Genomic DNA, 23181 nt, shown 5'->3' with positions numbered 1-23181 from the left:
AATGACACTCCATCAAACGATACTGGGCGAGATCGAAAGCCGCATCGTGTCAGGCGAGTGGCCGCCCGGGCACCGCCTGCCATTCGAGGTTGATCTGGCCAAACATTATGGCTGTTCCCGCATGACCGTGAACAAAGTCATGACCCAACTGGCCAAAGCCGGGCTGATAGAGCGCCATCGCCGTGCCGGGAGCTTCGTGACGATGCCCCGGGCCCAATCGGCCGCTTTGGAACTGCACGACATCGAGACCGAGGTGAAGTCCCTCGGTGTCCCCTATGCCTACACCTTGGTGAGCCGCAAACTCCGCCCGTCCGACGCTCAGGACCGCGCCGTGATGGAACTGGAAGCAGATACGCTGGTGCTGGAACTTCTGGCCGTGCACCATGCCGGTGCCAAACCGTTCTGCGTGGAAGAACGGCGGATCAATGTCGGCGTCGTGCCTGAGGCCGAGACCGCCGACTTTGCCGTCAACGCTCCTGGCGGCTGGCTTATTGCACAAGTGCCCTGGAGCGCCGCAGAAAATCGCATTCAGGCCCTCCCCGCTTCGGCCGAAATCGCGCGCCTGCTCGAACTGCCCAAGGGCACGCCCTGCCTGATGGTGCAGCGCCGCACCTGGAACCGTGCCGGTCCTATTACTTTTGTCCGACTTGTCTATCCCGGGGATAGCCATACGCTGATAGCCCGATTCGAACCGGCATCCTGACATCAGCCAGATCGCCCGACGAATATATATAGACATATTCACCAAATTCGATACGGTTTGGCCGACGGAGAGACCATCTCCGCCACAACTTTAATCGGTAAAGGGGACCGATCCATGCTAAGAAGAATACTGAGGGGGAAAGCGATCGTCCCTCTTTTGTCTGCACTGTTTATGCTCGGTGCAGCTGCCACTCATGCAGAGGACGCCAAACCGCGTATCGGTGGCGGCATGATTGTTGGCATCGGTGCCGACCCGGGCGTTCTCAACGCCTCCATCAGCGCCAATCTGGTGGAAAAGACCATTTCGAGCAATGTGTTCAGCATGCTGATCCGGCTCGACAAGACATTCCAGCCGGTGCCCGATCTCGCGGAAAGCTGGGACATATCCGAAGATGGCCTGACCTATACATTCCATCTTCGCCAGGGCGTCAAATGGCACGATGGTCAGCCATTTACCTCCGACGACGTCAAGTTCACCATCGAGGAAGTCATCCTGCCGCTCCACAGCCGTGGCGCGACCTATCAGGGTGTGATCGACACGGTCGAGGCGCCTGATGCCAACACTGTGGTCATCACGCTCAAGACATCCTTCGGTCCGTTGATGAACGCACTCGGATATGACTTCTTCATCCTGCCCAAGCACCTCTATGCCGGCACGGATATCAAGAACAATCCCTACAATGCCAAGCCAGTGGGCACCGGTCCGTTCAAGTTCGTGGAATGGGAAAAGGGGTCGCACGTCGCCCTGGCCCGCAACGAAGACTTCTTCATTGCCGGCAAGCCTTATCTGGATCGGCTGGTCTTCCAGACCATTCCCGATGCGGCAAGTCGGGTTCTCGCGCTGGAATCGGGCGATATCGACTATCTGTCCTATCAGTCGGTTCCGTCCTCTGCCGTGCCGCGCCTGAAGGAGACCCCGAACCTGACCACGACGACGGAAGGTTTTGAATCGCTTGCATCGATCGGCATGCTTTCCATCAACGTGGAGAATCCGATCCTGAGCGACGTGCGCGTGCGCAAGGCTCTTGCCTATGCCATGGACAAGAATCTCATCGCCGAGCGCGCTGACTATTCCGTGGGCAAACCGGCGACCGGACCGATCGCCTCGACAAGCTGGGCCTATGAGGCAGATGTCGAAGCCTATGCGCATGATCTGGAAAAGGCAGCTGCGCTGCTTGACGAAGCCGGCTACCCGGTAAAGGCCGATGGAACCCGCTTCAGCATCCGCGTCATCGCCGATGGTGCAGTCGAGTTCCATCGCAAGGCGGCGGAGATCCTCAAGGAGCAATTTGCCCAGGTCGGGGTCAACCTCGAGCTGGAACTGCTCGAGCGCAACGTCATGCTTGACCACGTCTATATCAAGCGCGATTTCGATACGCAGATCCACATCTTCTCGACCGGCGCCGACCCGGCAATCGACGTCTCGCGCCTCTATGTCTCGACCAATATCCGGCCCGTGAACTTCACCAATGCGTCCGGCTACCGGAATGAAACCGTCGATCAGCTGTTCGCTGAAGGGCAGAGTGCGTTCACGCTTGATGGTCGCGTCGCCGCCTATCAGGAGGCCCAGAAAATTCTGGTAGACGAACTTCCTGCAATCTGGCTCGAGGAAGTTGGCATCGTTGGCGTCTGGAACAGCAAGTTCCACGGCCTGCACGAGTGGAGCGCCTATTCCTATTACAGCTTCTGGGATGCCTGGACCGAGGATGGCAAGGAGCAGTAAGGCCTGCTTGTCCTGAAAAAGGCGGCGACAGGACATGTCGCCGCCTTTTTTGTTGCTTCTTTTCCCCGACGGCCCACTGCGGCCGTGGGCGCGATATGATCAGCTTTATGAAGGATTGGCGGTTTCGACCGCCTTCGATGTGAGGGCCGACACGACCATCCTCGTCAGATCGGCACTGGACGGCTGCGTCCCCAGCCTTGCGAGGCGCGCTTCCAGCCCTGCAGCCTCGTCGCCCAGCGTCCGGCGAACCAGTCCTGCAAAGCGCTCAAGCACTTCGTTCTCGTCAAGGGAGCGCAGCGGTTCATTGCCCAATGTGGTCGTGCCGTCTTTCCATGTCACATTGACAAGGGCGCTGCGAGGACGAAGCGAGCCATTGCCCAGGCATTGGATCTTTGGATACCAGGCGACCACGTCCGGCGCGCTCAGCCACTCGACCGGCAACAGAACATTCTCCGGATCGCGCCCGGCGAGCAGCAAGGCAATGGCAAAGACGGCGCTGAATTTTGCCTGGAGCTGATTGGTGGGCGCACGATTGCCGACCAGTTGTGCGGTCGGAGGGTAGATCTCGATCGTCACCCCTTCGATATCGGCAATGGCCCGCCCTGAAGTGGAAAGAACATGCCGCATCCCCTCAAGAGGCTCGAAACAGCCAAGACAGAAAGGATAGCGCTTGTAGATGTTGCGCAGGATCGACCAGCGCTCGCCGAGGCCCTCGGTAAGAATTTTCCGCAAGGCGGCTTCGTCCAGCGTGCTCTCGAGGGGATAGGCGGCATCCTGGCGCGCCAATGCCGCCAAAAACCCCTTCGGCCCCTCAATCGCCCTGCTCGCAGCGTTCATGCCCAAGGCCGCCAGCCGCGCGGCACGGACGCCGCGCTCGGCCGCAAAGCCGGAATGCAGATGTTTGACCATGATCGCCGCATTGTTGATATCTTCCCACAATCCGCTGGCCATGGTCGCCGAGAGGCCGATGGCGTTTTTCGTCTGTTCGGCATCAAGGCCGTAGACGATGCTGGCGGCGACGGCCGCAGCTATGGTTCCGCAGGTGGCCGTGGACTGATGGTAGTGATAGTGCCGTTCGCCCGCCGCCACGCTCAGGCGGATAGCGACTTCGTAGCCCGCGGCGACGGCGGCAAGCAGCCGGGCATCGTCGGCCTTGGAATCCAGGGCAGCAGCGAGCGCTGCGGCAACGACCGTCGAGCCAGGATGCATGGACGTATCGCGATGGACGTCGTCGATCTCGTAGACGGTCGACAATGCGCCAAGTCGCAAGGCCAGCGCCTCCGCCCCCGCAGCGCCATCATAGCCGTTCAATATGGCCGCGGTCTGGCTGTTCGTGCCCTGTAGCGCGGCATGCAGGTGGTCGATCACACAGTGCCTGGCGCGCTCGGCCACCTCGGGCGGCACCGGATCAGACGCGGCGGCGACGGCAAAGGCGGCGATACGCGCCGAAATGGTGTCCGACATTTCGGAATCAGTAGAGGTGACAGGCGACATGGTGACCAGGCTGCATTTCCCGCCATTCCGGCGCCTCGACCTTACAGGTCGGCAGCGCCTTGGGGCAGCGTGCGTGTAGATAACATCCGGAGGGCAGGTTGAGTGGCGAGGGCGGTTCGCCGTTCATCAGCAGCCGCTCGCGCGTACGCGCCTTTTGTGGATCCGGCAGCGGGACCGAGGAGACGAGCATTTGCGTATAGGGCTGCAATGGCGCGGCGACACCGAGCTTGGCGGGAGCAATCTCAAACAGGCGCCCGAGATACATTACGCCCATTCTGTCGGCCACCGTGCTGACCACGGCAAGATCGTGCGTGATCAGCAAGATGGTCAGCCCCATCTTCCTGCGCAATTCCTGCAGCAGGCCGAGAATCTGGGCGCGGGTTGACATATCCAGTGACGAAACCGGCTCATCGGCCACCAGGACCCTGGGCTCGGCTGCCAGAGCGCGGGCCATGACGACACGCTGGCGTTGTCCGCCCGACAATTCATGCGGATGGCGGTCCAGAAATTCCCGGGCAGGCGTGAGGCCAATAAGCTCGAGCAGGGCGATTGACCGCGCCTCCACCTCGTCACGGCGGCAAATCTTGTAGTTGAGCAGCGGCTGAGCCAGCGTATGGCGGATGGTCTTGCGTGGATTGAGCGACGAATAGGGGTCCTGGAACACCATTTGCGCAAGCGGCTTGCTACCGCTGGCAAGGCGTTTTGCCGGATTCTGATTGCCAATGACGATCCGTCCGCCACTGACCATTTCGAGCCCCGCGACCAGCCGACCCAGCGTTGACTTGCCACTGCCGCTTTCCCCCACCAGGGCAAATATCTCGCCTGGCTCGAGCGTCACGGAAACCGTGTTGAGGGCATGAACCATCGCCTTGCTACCGAACGATCCACCCCGCGCGGGGAAGTATTTCGTGGCGGCCTCGACCGTGACACTGCCGGCCTCGCTGTCGCCGTCCTCCGCGCGGATGCCGGAAAAGCGATCATCGCGCCGCGGCAAGGTACCGACATCCACCGCCGGGCTGGCGCCGTCGCCTCCCGAATGGAAGCAGCGGATCTGGCCTTGCGCTTTGGTTTCGAGCGGCGGTGTTTCCGCCTCGCATTCGGCCGTCTTGCGCGGGCAGCGCACGGCAAAGCGGCAGCCGGGCGGCGGCATGCGGAGATTGGGAACTTCACCGGGAATGGTGCGAAGCCCAGCGGATTCCCCAACGGGGATCACGCATTCGATCAACCCCTTCGTGTAGGGATGCTGCGGGGCGTTGAAGATGGCTTCGACATTATTCTGCTCGACCAGTTGGCCGGCATACATGACATAGACCCGGTCTGCGAGTTCGGCCACGAGGCCGAAATCGTGCGTCACGAAAATCATGCCGCATTGAGTATGCTTCTGGATGACGCGGATCAGGTCGACAATCTGCGCCTGGATGGTGACATCCAAAGCCGTGGTGGGCTCGTCCAGAATGAGCAGTTTTGGCCGGCGGGCAATGGCCATGGCGATCAGAATGCGCTGGCGCATGCCACCGGACAGCTGATGCGGATAGGACTGGACGACGCGCTTGGGATCGCCAATGCCGAGTTCGCCCAGCAATTCCAATATCCGCTGCATCGCCACAGGATCGCGGTTGAACCTGACATGGCCGGCAAAGGCCTCGCAGATCTGCGCACCCACCGTCAGCAGCGGGTTCAGATAGGTCATCGGATCCTGGAAGACATAGCCTACCGACGTACCGCACAGCTCGCGCTGTTGCTCGGCGGAAAGCGTGTCAATGTCGGTGCCATCGAAAATGACGCGCCCTTCGCTGCGCCGCCCCGGGGGCGGCAACAGGTTGAACAGCGACCGGACGGTGACGGACTTTCCGCAGCCAGACTCGCCGACAATGCAGACAATCTCGCCGGCATCCACGCGAAGATCGACGCCTTCGACGGCGCGAACCTTGCGCCCATCGCCGATCGGGAAATCAACCGCCAGCCCCTCGACCTGAAGCAGTGTCATCGCGTGCTGCCTTTCTGGCGCGGATCGAGCACATCGTTCAGTCCGTCGCCTAACAAGTTGAAGCCCAGTGTGGTCACCAAGATGGCGATGCCGGGGAAAATGGCCATCCACCAGGCCTGGTTGAGAAAGGGCTGCGCGGCAAACAGCAATTGCCCCCAGCTCACCTGGTCGGGGTCGCCAAGGCCCAGGAAACTGAGGCTTGCCTCGGTGAGGATCGCGCTGGCGATCTGCAGCGAAGCCGTGACGATCACCGGCGGCAGCGCATTGGGCAGAATCTCCGAAAAGATCAGCGCCGCGCGCGAAGCACCGGCAAGCTGCGCCGCAACGACATAGTCCTGCCCGCGCAGCTTGAGAAATTCGGCCCGCACGATGCGCGCCGTATCGGCCCAGCTCAGAATACCGATGACAAGGACAATCTTGGTCAGCGACGGACCGAACAGAGCCACGATCAGGATGGCCAGGAAGAATTGCGGCACGACCTGGAAGGCTTCGGCAATGCGCATGAACAATTCATCGACCTTGCCGCCGACAAAGCCTGATATCGAGCCGATGACAATGCCCAATACGGATGCGAAAGCTGCAGCCGCAAAGCCGACAAGCAGGGAAACCCTTGCGCCATGGGCCATGCGCACGAACATGTCACGGCCCAGATCATCGGTTCCGAGCAGACAACTTGCGCCGGGTGAGCAGAAGGCCTCAGCACCAATTTGCGTAGGCGATCCGGTCAGCATTGGGCCGAAGATGCCGATCAGCGTCGCCATGAGGACGAGTACGAAACCCACCATGCCGGAGCGGCTGCGCAGGAGGCGGAGCCAGTTTTGAGCAATCATGTCCTGGTCCTCTCACGTGTAGCGGATACGCGGATCGATGATCGCGTAAAGGATGTCGGTGAGCAGATTGATCAGGATCACCATGATCGACGTCACCAGGATAATGCCGGTGATCAATGGATAGTCCCGGGCCAGCACGCCGTCGTAGAGCAGGCGCCCCATGCCCGGCCAGGCGAATACGACCTCGATAAGCACGGAGCCGGTAAGCATGGTGCCAATGTTCATGCCGATAATGGTGATGACGGGCAGCAGGGCATTGGGCAGGGCATGCCGATAGAGCACCACCGGCTCTTTCAGGCCCTTGGCGCGGGCCGTCGTCATATAGTCGAGCCGCATGACCTGCATCATGCTGGCCCGGGTCATGCGTGTGGCGAGCGCAATAAAGCGCATGCCAAGCGCCAGTCCGGGCAGGATGAGATGCCAGCCGATATCCAGAATTCGCCCGAAGCCTTCGGCTGGCGCCCTCAGATTGTACATGCCTTGCGAGGGCAGCCAGCCAAGCTTGAGCGCAAATACGATCACCAGCAATTGGCCGAGCCAGAACACCGGCACCGACCAGCCGAACAGGGCCAGCCCGGTCAGTCCCAGATCACCGGGCGAATTGGGAAATCGGGCCGCCATGACGCCGAGCAGAATGCCAAGACCGATGAACAGGACCATTGCCGGCACCATCAGCATCAGCGTGGCGGGCGTACGGCCAATGATCAGGTCGAGAACAGGCTCCCGATAGCGATAGGACGATCCGAAATCGCCCTGGAATATCTTGCTGACATAGATGGCATATTGCTGGATGAGCGGCTGGTCGAGGCCGTATTCGCGGCGCAGCTCGGCAAGTTGCTCGGTGCCCATGTCGGCATCGCCGGTGATGAAACTCAGCGGATCGCCGGGCGCGCTGTGCACCAGAACAAAGACTGCGGTGACAAGGGCGATGATCGTCGGGATGGCGAACATCACGCGCCGGCCGATAAAGGCGACGAAAGGATTGATATCGGGCATTTCCGCCTCAAGCCCCGATTATGGCGTCAACAGCCTCTTCCAGCCGTTTTGCTGCTTCCGCCAGCGCCGCCTCATTGGCTTCGCCGCGATCATGATCCTCCGCTATGCGGCTGCGCGCGGCGTCAATTTGCGCCGCAACCTGCGCCGGTGCCGGCGAACCGGTGACGTGGCCGCGATTGTAGAGCGATTGCAGCGGATCGATGGAATTGCCGATATCCTCTTTGGTCACGGACACGGGGCGTCCGATGAGCTGCTCGGCCAGCCGGTCGATATCTGCTGGCAGAAGATCCTCGGGAGACTTGCCGGCGTCGACGAATTCACGGACGAGATGGGCAACGATCTGGTGAGCGTCGCGCCACGGGATATGTCCCTTGACCATGATCATCGCGGCAATATCGGCAGCCTGCGTCCAGCCATGGCCGGCCAGCGAGGCCAGGCGCTCGACATTGACGGTCATCGTGGTGACCATGCCATGCAGCATTGCCAGCATGTCTTCGACTTCATCCATGGCCTCATAGAGCTGCCACGGCGCCATGAGCGTGTCTTCCAGGCCATCGGATTCCATCTTGAGCAGGGTGAAAACCCCGGAAAGACGCCCGATTGCCAGAGAAGCCTGGCCTCGTATCCATGCCAGGGCCCAGGAATTCTTCTTCTGCGGCATGATGCTGCTGGTGCTGCAATAGCTGTCATGCAGCTCAAGATACTTGAACTCTGTCATCGTCCACAGATAGAGATCATTGGCGACGCTGAGAGCGTTGGATATGCAGATCGCAATGACACTATGCGCATGCATGAGCGTATCGAGATTGACCACCGCATCGCGCGTATTGATCTGAACCGTGTCAAAACCAAGCAGTTCCGCGGTGCGTTGGCGGGATATGGGGAAGGGCGAGCCGGTCATGATGCCGGAGCCCGTCGGGCTCCCTCCGGTCTCCCCATGCAGGGCCATGGCACGCTGAGCATCGCGGGCAAACATGGCCTCCCACGACAGAAGCATGTGGCCGAACGAGGTGCATTGTGCGTGCTGCCCGATGCTGTAGCACGGCATGATCGTCGTTGTGTGCTGCCCCGCGACATCAAGCAGGCCACCACGCAGATCATTCAGGCGCATCAGCAATGCCGGCAGCCGGCGGCGGAGGTTGAAGCGCCAGGACATTGCATCCAGATCGCCGGATGAGCGGCCAACATTGATCCAGCCAGCATATTCGGCACCGATAGTCTCGGTGAGAAAGGCTTCGCCGGAATGGCGTCCACCCCCCATACGGTCGCGAATGACTTCGATGCCCTCGCCTTCCATGCGGCGCAGACCTGCCAGGATCGCACGGGCAATTTCGGGCGTGATGAGGTCGGCTTCGAGCAATGCGATCGTGTGCGCTTTGTCAAAAGAATGGAATGCCGTATAGCTGCGACGCAGATTGCTGATCGGCCCGGGATAAAAACGCTTCTGCAAAAGCGGATCCACTTGGCCGGTTAGCCGGGCCCCTACCTGCCTCACGACATCCGACATTATTGACTTCTCCCTTAATCCGTCGACGAGCGACCTAGTCCCTGCTGCCAATGCCCAGGCGCAGCCTTCGTGGTCATTAAGTCTATACATAACCAAAACGAGCGTCAAGTTCGACAATCGCGCCCAAGACGGGATGCCTTACCAGGCACTGGACTGTCCAGCGTCCGTTGACACTCCACCCGTCTCGACACCCATTCCCGCCATCCATAACGACAATCAGCGATGATGCCGACCGCTCAAGCCAGGGCGACCCTCAACGCAAGCTTACCAGCAGCCTTCGGTTTCTCGGTTAATTGCCCGGCATGACCGGCCAGTAAACGCGCCGGGCGAAATGCCGGACGCTTTGGCAAGGGACAAAGGTTGAGCCTAATCGGCACGGTGTCGAAACATGGCTCAAGGGAATGCGGGATTTTGATCCGAAATCGCCAGCCCGGAACGCGCCTTGAGGGGCGAGCGACCGCATCGGGTAAATTGCCGGGCATCATTCCCGCCAGAAACGGCAAATATTCAATGAAATCAATGGGATATGAATGGCGGAGAGAGAGGGATTCGAACCCCCGATAGAGTTGCCCCTATGCCGCATTTCGAGTGCGGTGCATTCAACCGCTCTGCCATCTCTCCGCGAGATCGAAAGCGCCTTTGGGGGGCGCGGCTGGTCGATACGGGGCGGCTTATGGCATAGCAGGGACCGGCCTGCAATATCCCTTCTGCCCTCCAGATGAGGAAACCATGATCCCCCAGCCGCTCTTTGCCTATGGCACTTTGCAGGATGCCGACATTTTGGCCGCGGTTCTGGGCAAAATTGTCCGCGAGGCCGATCAGGTGCCGGCGCACCTCGCCGACCACGCCATTGTCTATCATCCCGGCCGGGTCTATCCCGCCCTCCTGCCCCGCCCCGACGCCAATGCGCCCGGATGCCTGATCGCGGGGCTGGGCCCGTCCGACCTGGCGGCGCTCGACGCCTTCGAGGGCGACGAATATCGCCGCGAGAGCCGCCCCGTGATGACGGCAGCAGGCCTCTGCCAGGCTTTTGTCTATTGGCCGACGGCCTCGATCCCCGAAGAGGCTCCGCTCTGGACGCTCTCTTTCTGGCGCGCCCATCACAAGCCGGAAATCCTCGCCGCGGAACTGGCCCTGGCCCGCGCCGCGCACGCTGCCGGGCCGTCGCCTTCGGATTGAACTGTCACAATTGCGTGCGCCTTGATCCTTGTCGCCGTCTGGCGGCTTTAAACCTTGATTGCCCCATCCGCAGCCGGAGATTTGACCATGGTAACGCGTCGCACCATTATGGCGGGCATGATGGGCCTGGCCTTTGCCGGCCGCTCCGCCTCTGTTCTTGCCCAGGAAAACGCGATGGCCGATAAAGTTTCCACCCCGGGAGGCGATCTCCTCGTCCATCCGGTCGAGCATGCCAGCCTCGTGCTCGAATGGGACGGCAAGGCGATCTATGTCGACCCGGTGGGTGGCGCCGGCCTTTATGCGGGCCTGCCTCCCGCCAGCGCCATTCTCATCACCCATGGCCATGGCGATCATTTCGATCTGCCGACCCTTGAGGCCATTGCCGGCGACGCGCCGCTGGTGACCAATCGTGACGTCTTCGAAAAATTGCCCGAAACGCTCAAGGCGCGGACCATCGCGCTTGCCAATGGTGAGGCCGGACACATTCTCGGCCTGCCGATCCGCGCCATTCCCGCCCACAATATCACCGAGGAGCGCAGGCGCTATCACCCGGCGGGCATCGGCAATGGCTATGTGCTGACCCTGGGCGGCGCCGGCATCTATATTGCCGGCGACACCGAACCCACCGAGGACATGCTGGCCCTGCGCGACATCGCATTGGCCTTCCTGCCGATGAACCTGCCCTATACGATGACGCCCGACGAGGCTCTGGTCGCGATCAACAGCTTCCGGCCGGCCATCGTCTATCCCTATCATTATGGCGACAGCGATCTCGCCCCGCTTGAGGCCGGCATCGCCCCGGGGCTGGAACTGCGCCTGCGCGATTGGTATCCCAATGGCCGCTGACCCCGCTCGGCAGCGGTCGGCGCGGGGCTTTCGCTGGGGAAGACCTTGACTCCGGGGGCTTTTCGCCCGATAAGCCCGCCTGTCTAGCGCCCCGGCTCGTCCGGAGCGCTGGTTTTGTTTGCACACGCTGCTCGAGGCTGCCGATCGCTCTTTGCGGTCCATCATTTCGAAAAGCCCGCGGAAACGGCACGAAATCCGCGGCGCCACAGAGCGCGACAAAAAGGGACCGGGCGATAAGCCGCTCGGCAAAGACTATGACTTTCGCCGTTATCAAGACGGGCGGGAAGCAGTACAAGGTTGCTGCCAACGACGTCATCAAGATCGAAAAGCTCGAGGCCGAGGCCGGTGACATCGTCACCTTCGACCAGGTTCTCATGGTTGGCGACACCATCGGCGCTCCGCTGGTGGAAGGCGCCCTGGTTGCGGCCGAGCTGGTCGAAACCAGAAAGCAGAAGACCGTCATCGTCTTCAAGAAGCGTCGCCGCCACAATTCGCGTCGCCGCAATGGTCACCGTCAGCTGCTGACCACGGTGCGGATCACCGAGATCCTGACCGGCGGCGCCAAGCCGACGATCCAGGCCGCCGCCAAGGCCGTCAACAGCGAAGCCGTTGCCGAAAAGGCCCCGGCCAAGAAGTCGGTCAAGGCCGAAGCCGCCGCTGACGCGCCGGCCAAGAAGGCAGCGCCCAAGAAGGCCGCCGCCAAGGACGACACTGCCGCTGAAAAGCCGGCAAAGAAGGCCCCGGCTAAGAAAGCCGACAAGGCCGACAACGAATAAGGAGACAGGACAATGGCACATAAGAAAGCAGGCGGCTCGTCCCGCAACGGTCGTGATACCGCTGGCCGTCGTCTTGGCGTGAAGAAGTTCGGTGGCGAAACCGTCGTCGCCGGCAATATCATCATCCGCCAGCGCGGCACCAAATGGGCCGTGGGCACCGGCGTCGGCCTGGGCAAGGACCACACCATCTATGCCCTGATCGACGGCAATGTGGCGTTCCGCACCCGCGCCAATTCCAAAGTACACGTGTCTGTCATCCCGGCAGAGGCTGCCGAATAACCCGGCAGGCCTGACCAGCGCGCCGGAGACCCTGTTCCCCGGCTGTTTGGATCAAGACGAGACAAAGCAGAGGGGAACCGGGTCCGCCCGGTTCCCCTTTTCGCATTTCGGATGTTTTGAGCCATGAGCCCCATCAAGGATCGCCTGCGCACCCCGAGATTGACGCTGCGCATGCCGCACCGGGAAGACGCGCCGGCCATCGCCCATTACCTCAACGATTTCGCCGTTGCCGGCAATCTGGCGCGCGTGCCCTTTCCCTATCGCTTCGAAGACGCCCAGGCCTGGCTGCGCAGCAGAACGCCCGGCCTGCCGCCCGAGGAGGTCAATTTCGCCATCGACTGGGACGGCGCCTATATCGGCCAGGTCGGCTTTCACCCTGGCCCCGATGGTCCGGTGATCGGCTATTGGCTGGGCCAGCCCTTCTGGGGGCGCGGCTTCATGAGCGAGGCGGCTGAAGCGGCGATCGACTGGTTCTTTGCCCGCAGTTCCGCCCCCATCCTCCGCTCGGGGGTCTTTCACTTCAACGCCGCCTCTCTGGCCATCCAGCACAAGCTGGGCTTCACCGAGACCGGCCGCTCTTGCCTGCTCTGCCTTGCGCGCAACGCCGAGGTGGAGCATATCGACACCCAATTGTCTCAATCCGCCTGGAAGGCTCGAAAACCATGAAATTTCTCGACCAGGCCAAGGTCTATATCAAGTCCGGCTCCGGCGGCGGTGGCGCCGTCAGTTTCCATCGTGAAAAATTCATCGAATTCGGCGGCCCCGATGGCGGCAATGGCGGCCGGGGCGGCGATGTCGTGGCCGTCTGCGCCGACGGGCTGAATACGCTGATCGATTTCCGCTATCAGCAGCATTTCCGCGCCGGTACCGGCGTGCACGGTATGGGCAAGAACCGCACCGGCGCCGATGGCGAGGATATCGTGCTGCGCGTCCCCAAGGGCACGCAGATTTTCGAGGAAGACCAGGAAACCCTGATCGCCGATTTCACCGAGATCGGCCAGCGCGTCGTGCTGCTCAAGGGCGGCAATGGCGGCTTCGGCAATGCCTATTTCAAGACCTCGTCCAACCAGGCTCCCCGCCGCGCCAATCCCGGCCAGGAGGGCGTCGAAAAGGGCATCTGGCTGCGTTTGAAGCTCATCGCCGATGCGGGTCTCGTCGGTCAGCCCAATGCCGGCAAATCCACCTTTCTGGCCGCCGTTTCCGCCGCCAAGCCCAAGATCGCCGACTACCCCTTCACCACGCTCCATCCCAATCTGGGCGTGGTGCGGATCGGGGAACGCGAATTCGTCCTCGCCGATATTCCCGGCCTTATCGAAGGGGCCAGCGAGGGCATTGGCATCGGCGACCGGTTCTTGGGCCATATCGAGCGCTGCAATATCCTCATCCATCTCATCGACGGCACCGCCGAGGACGTGGCCCATGTCTATAAGGCGGTGCGCTACGAATTGGCCGCCTATGCCGACATTCTCGCCGACAAGCCGGAAATCGTCGTCCTCAACAAGGTCGACACGCTGTCTCCCGAAGACCTGGCGGCCAAGGTCAAGGCATTGAAAAAAGCCTCGAAGGCCGAGGTGCGCACCATTTCGGCCGCCACCGGAAAGGGCGTCGATCAGGTGCTCTGGGACGTGCTGCATTTCCTCGACGCCGAAAAGGCCGAAGCGGCGGCAGCCGAGCAGAAAAAGACCGAAACGAAATGGACGCCTTGATGGGATGCTTGGGCTCTTTCGCCTCCCTCCCCCTTGAGGGGAGGGACAGAGGGTGGGGGTGTCGGCCCGTCGGCACGCTCCAGACCATTGATTCCAGCTATTGTCACAGCACCCCCACCCCAACCCTCCCCTCAAGGGGGAGGGAGTGGATCGAGTTTGTCGCCAGATGAGTGCCAACCAGCCCCTCGCCCCCTATCACCGCATCACCATCAAGATCGGCTCGGCCCTCCTGGTCGATAGAGCCGGCAAGCTGCGCGCCGCCTGGCTGGCGGGCCTTGCCACCGACATTGCCGCGCTCAAGGCCGAAGGCCGCGACATCGTCGTCGTCTCCTCCGGGGCTATTGCGCTGGGCCGGGGTCTTCTGGGCCTCTCGGCCACCACGCTGACGCTCGAGCAGAGCCAGGCCGCCGCCAGCGCCGGCCAGATCGCCCTCTCCCAGGCCTGGGCCGAGGCGCTGGGCCAGCACGGCATCGTCACCGGCCAGATTCTCATCACTCCCAACATCACCGAGGAGCGGCGCTATTATCTCAATGCCCGCACCACGATCCAGACCCTGCTCGGTCTCGGCGCCATTCCCATCATCAACGAGAATGACAGCGTCGCCACCGCCGAGATCCGCTATGGCGACAATGACCGGCTTTCGGCCCGTGTCGCCACCATGATCGAGGCCGACCTGCTGGTCCTGCTCTCCGACATCGACGGGCTCTATACCGCCCCGCCTGCCCGCGATCCGTCCGCCAGCCACATTCCGCTGGTCGAAACCATCACGCCCGCCATCGAGGCCATGGCTGGCGGCGCCGCCAGCCATCTCTCGCGCGGCGGCATGACCACCAAGGTCGAGGCCGGCAAGATCGCCACCCAGGCCGGCACTGCCATGATCATCGCCAAGGGCACCGAGCCCCATCCGCTGCGCAGCCTGGCGGAGGGCGGGCTGCACACCCTGTTCCAGCCGGTCGCCAGCCGCGCCCAGTCGCGAAAGCGCTGGATCATGGGCACATTGCAGGTGTCCGGCTCGGTCCAGATCGATGCCGGCGCCGTCCGCGCCCTCAATCAGGGCCGCTCGCTGCTGCCGGTCGGCGTCACCCGGATCAATGGCGATTTCGAGCGCGGCGACACCATCGCCATTGCCGGGCCCGATGGCCGCGAGATCGCCCGGGGCCTTTCCGGCCTCGACAGCGCCGATGCCCGTCAGGTCATCGGCAAGCACCGCGACACCATCATTGCCCTGCTCGGCGCCGGCAGCCGGTCCGAACTGGTCCACCGCGACAATCTGGTGCTGATCGGCGCCAAGGAGGAACTTCACTCATGAGCGCAATCGAACCCGGCACTGAAGATCTCTCCACCCTGATGGCCCAACTGGGCCGGCAGGCCCGTATCGGCGCCAGCGCCCTCAGGAACGCCACGTCCGAGCAGAAGCGCACCGCTCTGCTCACCGCCGCCGGGGCCATCAATGCCCATCGCAAGAAAATCCTCGCCGCCAATGAACTCGACATGGCGGCGGCGCGCGAGAAAGGCATTTCCGGCGCGTTCCTCGACCGGCTGCTGCTCACTAACGCGCGCATCGATGCCATTATCGAAGCGGTCACCACCATTGCCGAACTGCCCGATCCTGTCGGCACCGTGATCGCCGAATGGGACCGCCCCAATGGCCTTCATATCGAGCGCGTCCGCACCCCGCTCGGCGTCATCGGCGTCATCTTCGAGAGCCGGCCCAATGTCACCGCCGATGCCGGCGCGCTCTGCATCAAATCGGGCAATGCGGTGATCCTGCGCGGCGGCTCGGATTCGGTCCATTCCTCCCGCGCCATCGTCGACTGCCTGCTCGATGGGCTGCATCTGGCCGGCCTGCCGGTCGAATGCGTCCAGCTCGTCCCCATTACCGATCGCGCCGCCGTCGGCGAAATGCTCAAGGGCCTTGATGGCAATATCGACGTCATCGTGCCGCGCGGCGGCAAATCGCTGGTCGCCCGCGTCCAGTCCGAGGCCCGGGTGCCGGTCTTTGCCCATCTCGAAGGGCTGGTCCATGTCTATATCGACAAAAGCGCCGATCTCGACAAAGCCGTCGCCATCACCCTCAATGCCAAGATGCGCCGCACCGGCATTTGCGGGGCCGCCGAAACCCTGCTCGTCCATAAGGATGTGGTGGCGACCCACTTGAAGCCCGTCATCGAGGCGCTGGTCGCCAAGGGCTGCGAAATTCGCGGCGACGCCAATGTCCTCGCCATGATCCCCGCTGCCAAGCCCGCGACCGAGCAAGACTGGCAGACCGAATACGAGGACGCCATCATCTCGGTCAAAATCGTCGATAGTCTCGAAGCGGCCATCGCCCATATCGAGCATTATTCGAGCCACCATACCGAGGCCATCATCGCCGAGGATGCGGCGGCGGTCGAAAAATTCTTCAACCAGATCGATTCCGCCATTCTGGTCCACAATGCCTCCACCCAATTCGCCGATGGCGGCGAATTCGGCTTCGGCGGCGAAATCGGCATCGCCACCGGCAAGATGCATGCCCGCGGCCCGGTCGGCGTCGAGCAATTGACCAGCTTCAAATACCGCGTTCGCGGCAACGGACAATTGCGGCCTTGAGCACGATCAAACGCAGGCGCTCCTGTGATGGCCTTCTCCCCTTGAGGGAGAGGGGAAGCGGCTCCGCACCCATGACCCTGCACCCATGACTTTGCACCCATGACCCTGCGCCCGCCGCTCCGCATCCCCGGCATCACCGAAATCCCGCCCTCGGCGACAGGCATGCGCATCGGGCTGTTTGGCGGCTCCTTCAATCCTCTCCATGCGGGTCATATCCTCGTCATGGAGGAAACCCTGCGGCGTCTGGCGCTCGACGCGCTCTGGGTTCTGGTCACCCCAGGCAATCCGCTCAAGGACAATGCCGGCCTGCCGCCGCTCGAAACCCGGGTTCGCGCCGCGCGGAACGCCATCAGGGATCCGCGCATCCGCGTCACCGGCTTCGAGGCCGCCAGGGGCTTTGCCTATACCTGGCAGACCGTCGACTTCCTTACTTCCACCCTGCCAGGACGGCGCTTTGTCTGGATCATGGGCGCCGACAGCCTCGCCGATTTCCATCGCTGGGAACGCTGGCGCGACATTGCCGCCAAAGTGCCCATCGCCGTCTATGTCCGCCCCGGCGCCGGCCGCCGCGCCCTGGCCTCGCGCGCCGCATCCGTGCTCGGTCACGCCCGGCTCGACGAGAGCGCCGGCCCGCTCCTCGCTGCCGCCCGCCCGCCCGCCTGGATTTTTCTCCAGGGCCGCCAATCGGCGCTCTCCTCCACCGCCATCAGGGCGGGAGCGGCGAGGAATTAAGCCTTTTCCCGCGCCGATCTTGCGAAATCCCCCCCGAAAGCGCATATTGGCTGCAAGTGTGATCATTGTCACCGGAACAGGAACAGACGGCTTGCCGTTTTCACGACGCCGCAACATTCCGATCAACAACCAAGGATGCTTGACCTACGCATGACCCATGCACGCGCATGGGCGGAAGGCTATTTATGATGGCCGCGCTGCCCGAAAACTCTCTCTCCGCTTCCCCCGCCGCCTCCGGCGCCGCCCAGAAGCCGCTGATCGACCTCATTCTCGATGTTCTCGATGATGCCAAGGCCGAGGAAACCGTGTCGGTGGATATTGCCGGCAAGTCCTCGCTGGCCGATCACATGGTGGTCACCTCCGGCCGCTCGCATCGCCATGTCGCCGCCGTCGCCGACCAGCTCATCACGGCGCTGCGCGACAACGGCTATGGCAAGCCGCGCGTCGAAGGGCTGCCGCATGCCGATTGGGTTCTGGTCGATGCCGGCGACGTCATCGTCCATATCTTCCGGCCCGAAGTGCGCGAATTCTACAATATCGAAAAGATGTGGCAGGCCGACTTCTCGGCTGACCAGCACTGACGCGGCAGCGCCCATGCGCATTGCCCTTGCGGCTGTCGGCCGGATGAAGAACGGGCCCGAGCGCGAGCTTGTGGCCCGTTATCTCGAACGTGCCGCCGGCGCGGGCAAGCCGCTGGCCCTCACCGGCTTTCAGGTTTCCGAACTGTCCGAAAGCCGCGCCGGTTCCGCTGCTTCCCGCAAGGCCGAGGAAGCCAAAGCCATTCGCGCCGCCCTGTCCGAGGGCATCGTCGTTGCTCTCGACGAAAGAGGTCGGTCCCTGTCCTCCGAGGCTTTCGCCACCCAGCTCGGCCGCTGGCGCGACGAGGGGCGTTCCTCGGTCGGTTTCGTCATCGGCGGCGCCGATGGCATCGACCCCGAACTGGTCGGCCAGGCCGATCTGGTGGTCAGCTTTTCGCCCATGGTCTGGCCGCACCAATTGGTTCGCATCATGCTCGCCGAACAGCTCTACCGGGCGACCACCATCCTCTCCGGCCACCCCTATCATCGCGGCGAATAGGCGTTTTCGCACATCCGCGCGCCAGATGTTGGCAATGCGCTCACCAATGCGATTGAGACGGCAATCGGCCGCTGATCGCGGACACATTTTCGCCAATCGGGGACGGGCTATGGTTAAGCAATGTTAACCGGCTCTTTGCCGCCGGTTTGCTAATGTGCAGCCACTGATTCGGGGAGAGACCATGCCCTTGCCGTCGGCAAGCGTGACCAGAATTATGCTGGCCTGCCTCCTGGCCTGGGGGCTCGCCGGCCCGTCGAGCCTTGCCCAGGACGAAGCCGCGCCCCCCGCCATGGTCGAGACCGACTTGCGGCCCGGCCTCTCGCTCGATACCCCCCAAGAGGCTGAACAGATAGAAGAAATTGCCGCTGAGCCCGGCGCCGAAACCGCCCAGGCAAGTGCCGCCGACCTCGATCAGGTCGAGGCCTCCCTCACCCTCAGCCGCGACCGCATCGAGGCGCTCAAGTCCGAAATCGCCGCCATGGAAGGCGACACCGCCCAGCAGAACGCCGCCCTGATTGCCGCCGCCCAGCGCGTCACCCTGGCCGAAATCGAAGTGGCCGATGTCGAGGAACGCTTGTCCGACCTCATCGTCCGCGAATTTGCCATCCGCGGCCGTCTCGATGGCGCCGATGCCGAAATCGCCAATGTTCTCGCGGCCTTGCAGCGCATCTCGCTCAATCCGCCCCCGGCGCTGATCGTCGATCCCGACGACGCTTTGGGCTCGGCCCGCGGCGCCATGCTGATCGCCGCAATTGTCCCGCAATTGCGCGAACGCGCCGACCAGGTCGCCGCCGATCTTGCGGCCCTGACCGAGATCAAAACTGCCGCTCTCGCCGAGGAAGCAACGCTCAAGGCCAATCATGAAGTCCTTGAAGAAGAACAACTTCGCATCGCCACGCTGATCGCCGCCCGCAAGCAGGGCGTCACGCGGATGAGCGCCGAACTGGCGGCGGAGGAGGCCGAAGCCGTGGAGCTGGCCGAGCGCGCCAGCACATTGCGCGAACTGATCGGCGCCCTATCCGAGCGAGCCGCTGCCGGCGCCACCGCCGCCCCGGCCGATATAGACGCCGACCTGCCCCAGCTCTCGCCCGAAGCCATTCACTTGGCCTTCGCCAATGCCGCCCGCACCCAGCCGGCCGTGCCTTTCGCGCTGACCCGCGGCTATCTCGCCCGGCCCGCCAATGGCGCGATGGCCATGGGTTTCGGCGCCAATGACGGCAAGGGCGGCATCGCCCAGGGCCAGTCGCTCCTCACCCCCATCGAGGCCCAGGTTCTGGCCCCCGCCGATGGCTGGGTGCTCTATAAGGGGCCTTACCTCAATTATGGCCAGATCGTCATTCTCAATGCCGGCAATGGCTATACGGCGCTGCTGGCGGGGCTGGACACCATCAGCGCCGAGATCGGCCAGTTCGTGCAGATGGGCGAGCCGCTGGGCCAGATGGGATCACGCACAATTGGACGGACCGTGACCACCAGCGCTGGTAACGCCCAGCCAACGCTTTATATTGAATTTCGACGGAACAACGAGCCCTTCGACCCGGCCGGGTGGTGGGCAGACAACGAACAGACGGGATAATCCATCCATGCGTTTCCCCACACTTGGCGCCGCCGCCATCCTCGCGGCCCTGCTGGTGCCGGCCTCCGTGCTGATCGCCCAGGACCAGCCCTCCGCGCCCATCGAGGAAGCGCCGCAGGAATTGCCCCCGGCCCCCGCCGAAGAGCCGGCGGAACCGACGGCAGCCGAGAAGGCCGCCGCGCCTCGCGATCCGCTTGAGATTTATTCCGATCTCAACCTGTTCGGGGAAATCTTCGACCGCATCCGCGCCGAATATGTCGATCCGCCCGATGAAAAGGAACTGATCCGCGCCGCCATCCAGGGCATGCTGACCTCGCTCGACCCCCATTCGGGCTATCTGCCGCCCACCGATTACAACGAGACGCGCGAGGACATTTCGGGCCAGTTCGGTGGCCTGGGCGTCGAGATCATCATGGAAGACCAGGTCATCAAGGTGGTCTCGCCCATCGATGACACCCCTGCCGCCCGTGCCGGCATCCTGGCCAATGACCTGATCGTCGAGATCGATGGCGCTCAGGTCCAGGGCATGACCCAGGACGAAGCCGTGGACAGGATGCGCGGCCCGGTTGGTACCAAGGTCACCATCACCATCATCCGCGAAGGCGTGGCCGATCCGCTCGAATTCGAACTGACCCGTGGCATTATCTCGATGCGCGCCGCCCGCTGGTCCATGGAAGGCGACATCGCCGTTCTGCGCCTCTCCCGCTTCTCCGAGCAGGCTTTCGTCGGCATCGAACAGGCCATCGACGCCATCTATGCCCAGCGCGAAGACGTGCCGCCCAAGGGTATCATTCTTGACCTGCGCAACAATCCGGGAGGCCTCGTGGACCAATCGGTCTATGTCGCCGATGCTTTCCTCAATCGCGGCGCGGTCGTTTTGACCCGTGGCCGCACCGAGAGCGAAAACGCCCGCTACGACGCCATGCCCGACGAGCTGGACGAAAAGCTGGCCGATATTCCCATGATCGTGCTGATCAATGGCGGCTCGGCCTCGGCTTCCGAAATCGTCGCCGGCGCCTTGCAGGACCACAAGCGGGCGACGCTGGTGGGCACGAGATCGTTCGGCAAGGGCTCGGTCCAGTCGATCATTTCACTGGGGCCGGACGGGGCCATGCGCCTGACTACGGCGCGCTATTACACCCCTGACAACCGCTCGATTCAGGCTTTGGGAATCACCCCCGACATCGAGATCAAGCAGGTCGTCCCCGAGGAATTCCAGGGCCGCGACGAGATCATCGGCGAAGCAGGCCTCGACGGTCACATCACTATTGAAGGGCAGGAGGAATCCACCGTTGGCTCATCGGTCTACGTGCCGGTGGACAAGGAAGAGGATGCGCAATTGCAATATGCCATCCGCCTGCTCAATGGCGAGGAGACCAATCCCGCCTTTCCGCCCAAGGCGGACTAGATCGGGGCTTCACAAGCCCAAGACACGCAGCGCCGTGGACCCGAAAAGGCCCTCGGCAAAACGCCCAGACAGGCACGAGCACGACCTCTATGCCCAATGACCTTTCCACGCCTCTGACCGGCCGCAAGCGACGGATCAGAGACAGATCGGGGCCGTTTCACTTCCCCCTGGCGCGGCTGCTCTTTGCCGTCATTGCGCTCATCATCGGCGGGGCGGTGCTGCGCATCGTTTTGGTGGACGCCCCCGAAGGCGGGCGGCCCAGCCTCGATGCCGCCATCACCTCGACGCGCGACGGCAATGTCGTCGCCAATGACGTCGCCAGCCGCCCGGCGACGATTACCGCCGACTCCGAACAATTCCCCGCCGGAACCAGTCCCGTCTCTTCCATCGCGCCGCCACCCGCCGCTGGCGGCTTTTCGGCGCAGAATTCAGCCCATTTCGGCGCCCTGCCGGATTTGAGCGAGGAGACCGCCAATGGGCCGATCCCGCGCATGTCCAATGCCGGCCTCACCCCGTTCATGGCCTATCGCCGCGCCGCGCCGTCCGGTGCCGATAGCGGCCCGCGCATCGCCATCATCGTCACCGGGCTCGGGATCAATGAACAGGGCTCGCTCGATGCCATCGACGCCCTGCCCAAGGATGCGACTCTGGCTTTCGCCCCCTATGGTCGCTCGCTGGGCAATTCCGTCGCCGCCGCCCGCGCCGCCGGCCATGAAGTCATGCTCGAAATCCCCATGGAGCCCTTCGACTATCCGCAGAACGACCCGGGTCCGCATACCATCCTCACCGGCGAAGCGCCCCGCGCAAATCTCGAAAAGCTGTTCTGGCTGATGGCCCGTTTCGGCGGCTATTTCGGGGTGATCAACAATATGGGCGCGCGCTTCACCGCCTCGGCGGCGGACATGGCGCCGGTGCTGGAGGAATTCGGTGCCCGTGGCCTCGGCTATGTCGACGATGGCAGTTCCAACCGCTCGGTCGCCGCACAATTGGCCGGCACCAATAATGTGCCCTTTGCCCGCGCCAGCCTGATGGTGGACGCCAATCCCGCCCGTTCAGACATTCTTGCAGCGCTTGCCAGCCTTGAAGAGAGGGCACTGGCTTCGGGCAGCGCCATCGGTATTGTCAGTGCCCTGCCCATATCGGTGCAGGCCATATCGGATTGGGCCCTTGAGCTAGACGCCAAGGGCATCGCCCTGGTGCCCGCCAGCGCCCTGATGAAATAGAGTTTTGACCATGACCAAAGCGCCCGAGCGCGAAGCCATGCCCTATCGCGATTGCGTCGGCATTGCCCTGTTCAATGCGACAGGACAGGTCTTTGTCGGCCGCCGCAAGTCCGGCGTGAACTGGGAAAATGCATCCGAATTGCAGGCGCCCTGGCAAATGCCACAGGGCGGCATCGACAAGGGCGAGGATCCGCTGCGCGCTGCGCTGCGCGAATTGCATGAAGAGACCAATATCACCTCGGTGAGCCTTCTGGCTGAAGCGCCCGAATGGATTTACTACGACCTGCCCGACGACGCCCTCGGCATCGCCCTCAAGGGCAAATATCGCGGGCAGCGACAGCGCTGGTTTGCCTTTGCCTTTACCGGCGCGGAACCGGAAATCAACGTCCTCGCCCCGGCCGGTGGTCGCTTCGGGGCCGAATTCGATGCCTGGCGCTGGGAAAGGTTGAGCCATACCCCGGCGCTGATCGTGCCCTTCAAGCGTCCGGCCTATGAAAAGGTCGTCGCCGCCTTTGCCGACATCCCCCGGCGCTTCACCCATGTCTAGGGAT

22 protein-coding genes and 1 tRNA gene are annotated in these 23181 nt (G+C 62.9%); 17 read left to right on the top strand and 6 right to left on the bottom strand.

Features of this window, described 5'->3' with window-relative positions; genetic code table 11:
- Window position 1: 1 nt before the first annotated feature.
- Window positions 2-703 (top strand): histidine utilization repressor, encoded by a 702-nt coding sequence (gene hutC / locus H0482_RS07040; RefSeq protein WP_193729342.1) that lies wholly within the window; start codon window positions 2-4, stop codon window positions 701-703.
- Window positions 704-931: 228 nt separating this feature from the next.
- Entirely contained in the window at window positions 932-2425 is a 1494-nt protein-coding gene (locus tag H0482_RS07035) for an ABC transporter substrate-binding protein (RefSeq protein ID WP_193729341.1), read from the top strand.
- Between the two features lie 105 nt (window positions 2426-2530).
- Here the strand turns inward: H0482_RS07035 and H0482_RS07030 are convergent, their stop codons facing one another.
- From H0482_RS07030 to H0482_RS07005, 6 genes are all read right to left on the bottom strand, one after another.
- Window positions 2531-3889 carry an MmgE/PrpD family protein gene (locus H0482_RS07030; RefSeq protein WP_193729340.1) on the bottom strand — a complete coding sequence of 453 codons (1359 nt, stop codon included), beginning with the start codon at window positions 3887-3889 and terminating at the stop codon, window positions 2531-2533.
- A 7-nt stretch (window positions 3890-3896) separates the two neighbouring features.
- Window positions 3897-5906 carry a dipeptide ABC transporter ATP-binding protein gene (locus H0482_RS07025; protein ID WP_193729339.1) on the bottom strand — a complete coding sequence of 670 codons (2010 nt, stop codon included), beginning with the start codon at window positions 5904-5906 and terminating at the stop codon, window positions 3897-3899.
- Window positions 5903-6736 (bottom strand): ABC transporter permease, encoded by an 834-nt coding sequence (locus tag H0482_RS07020; protein WP_193729338.1) that lies wholly within the window; start codon window positions 6734-6736, stop codon window positions 5903-5905. The genes H0482_RS07025 and H0482_RS07020 overlap by 4 nt, the downstream gene beginning before the upstream one ends.
- Before the next feature lie 12 nt (window positions 6737-6748).
- A complete protein-coding gene (locus H0482_RS07015; RefSeq protein WP_193729337.1) occupies window positions 6749-7732 on the bottom strand; it encodes an ABC transporter permease in 984 nt (327 codons plus the stop codon).
- Window positions 7733-7739: 7 nt separating this feature from the next.
- A complete protein-coding gene (locus H0482_RS07010; RefSeq protein ID WP_193729336.1) occupies window positions 7740-9182 on the bottom strand; it encodes an argininosuccinate lyase in 1443 nt (480 codons plus the stop codon).
- Window positions 9183-9770: 588 nt separating this feature from the next.
- Window positions 9771-9860: transfer RNA gene (locus tag H0482_RS07005), tRNA-Ser, on the bottom strand.
- A 108-nt stretch (window positions 9861-9968) separates the two neighbouring features.
- Here H0482_RS07005 and H0482_RS07000 point away from each other — a divergent pair.
- The 15 genes from H0482_RS07000 to H0482_RS06930 all read left to right on the top strand — a co-directional run bounded on the left by H0482_RS07000 (window position 9969) and on the right by H0482_RS06930 (window position 23177).
- A complete protein-coding gene (locus tag H0482_RS07000) occupies window positions 9969-10418 on the top strand; it encodes a gamma-glutamylcyclotransferase family protein (RefSeq protein ID WP_193729335.1) in 450 nt (149 codons plus the stop codon).
- An 87-nt stretch (window positions 10419-10505) separates the two neighbouring features.
- Window positions 10506-11264 (top strand): MBL fold metallo-hydrolase, encoded by a 759-nt coding sequence (locus H0482_RS06995; protein WP_193729334.1) that lies wholly within the window; start codon window positions 10506-10508, stop codon window positions 11262-11264.
- A 254-nt stretch (window positions 11265-11518) separates the two neighbouring features.
- Entirely contained in the window at window positions 11519-12040 is a 522-nt protein-coding gene (gene rplU / locus H0482_RS06990) for a 50S ribosomal protein L21 (protein WP_193729333.1), read from the top strand.
- Window positions 12041-12052: 12 nt separating this feature from the next.
- The gene (gene rpmA, locus H0482_RS06985; RefSeq protein WP_046105673.1) at window positions 12053-12319 is read left to right on the top strand and encodes a 50S ribosomal protein L27; all 267 of its coding nucleotides are present in this window, start codon (window positions 12053-12055) and stop codon (window positions 12317-12319) included.
- A gap of 123 nt (window positions 12320-12442) precedes the next feature.
- On the top strand, window positions 12443-12985 hold the full coding sequence (locus H0482_RS06980) for a GNAT family N-acetyltransferase (protein ID WP_193729332.1): 543 nt from the start codon (window positions 12443-12445) through the stop codon (window positions 12983-12985).
- Entirely contained in the window at window positions 12982-14025 is a 1044-nt protein-coding gene (gene obgE, locus H0482_RS06975; RefSeq protein WP_193729331.1) for a GTPase ObgE, read from the top strand. Before H0482_RS06980 ends, obgE begins: the two co-directional genes overlap by 4 nt.
- A 166-nt stretch (window positions 14026-14191) precedes the next feature.
- Window positions 14192-15334, top strand: coding sequence for a glutamate 5-kinase (proB, locus tag H0482_RS06970; RefSeq protein WP_193729330.1), 1143 nt, complete (start codon window positions 14192-14194; stop codon window positions 15332-15334).
- Entirely contained in the window at window positions 15331-16614 is a 1284-nt protein-coding gene (locus H0482_RS06965) for a glutamate-5-semialdehyde dehydrogenase (RefSeq protein ID WP_193729329.1), read from the top strand. Before proB ends, H0482_RS06965 begins: the two co-directional genes overlap by 4 nt.
- Before the next feature lie 99 nt (window positions 16615-16713).
- A complete protein-coding gene (locus H0482_RS06960) occupies window positions 16714-17346 on the top strand; it encodes a nicotinate-nucleotide adenylyltransferase (protein WP_193729328.1) in 633 nt (210 codons plus the stop codon).
- A gap of 167 nt (window positions 17347-17513) precedes the next feature.
- Entirely contained in the window at window positions 17514-17927 is a 414-nt protein-coding gene (gene rsfS / locus H0482_RS06955; RefSeq protein WP_210319104.1) for a ribosome silencing factor, read from the top strand.
- Between the two features lie 13 nt (window positions 17928-17940).
- On the top strand, window positions 17941-18423 hold the full coding sequence (rlmH, locus tag H0482_RS06950; RefSeq protein WP_193729327.1) for a 23S rRNA (pseudouridine(1915)-N(3))-methyltransferase RlmH: 483 nt from the start codon (window positions 17941-17943) through the stop codon (window positions 18421-18423).
- Between the two features lie 181 nt (window positions 18424-18604).
- Window positions 18605-19999: a murein hydrolase activator EnvC family protein gene (locus H0482_RS06945; protein ID WP_193729326.1), complete on the top strand. Its 1395-nt coding sequence runs from the start codon at window positions 18605-18607 to the stop codon at window positions 19997-19999.
- Window positions 20000-20006: 7 nt separating this feature from the next.
- Window positions 20007-21407, top strand: coding sequence for a S41 family peptidase (locus tag H0482_RS06940; protein ID WP_193729325.1), 1401 nt, complete (start codon window positions 20007-20009; stop codon window positions 21405-21407).
- A gap of 89 nt (window positions 21408-21496) precedes the next feature.
- Window positions 21497-22630 carry a divergent polysaccharide deacetylase family protein gene (locus H0482_RS06935; RefSeq protein WP_193729324.1) on the top strand — a complete coding sequence of 378 codons (1134 nt, stop codon included), beginning with the start codon at window positions 21497-21499 and terminating at the stop codon, window positions 22628-22630.
- A gap of 10 nt (window positions 22631-22640) precedes the next feature.
- Entirely contained in the window at window positions 22641-23177 is a 537-nt protein-coding gene (locus tag H0482_RS06930; protein WP_193729323.1) for an RNA pyrophosphohydrolase, read from the top strand.
- Window positions 23178-23181: the final 4 nt, after the last annotated feature.

The organism is Devosia faecipullorum, assembly GCF_015158295.1.
Classification (GTDB): Bacteria; Pseudomonadota; Alphaproteobacteria; order Rhizobiales; family Devosiaceae; genus Devosia; species Devosia faecipullorum.
The sequence above is the reverse complement of the archived record's forward strand: the minus strand, read 5'-3'. Positions and strand labels throughout refer to the sequence as shown.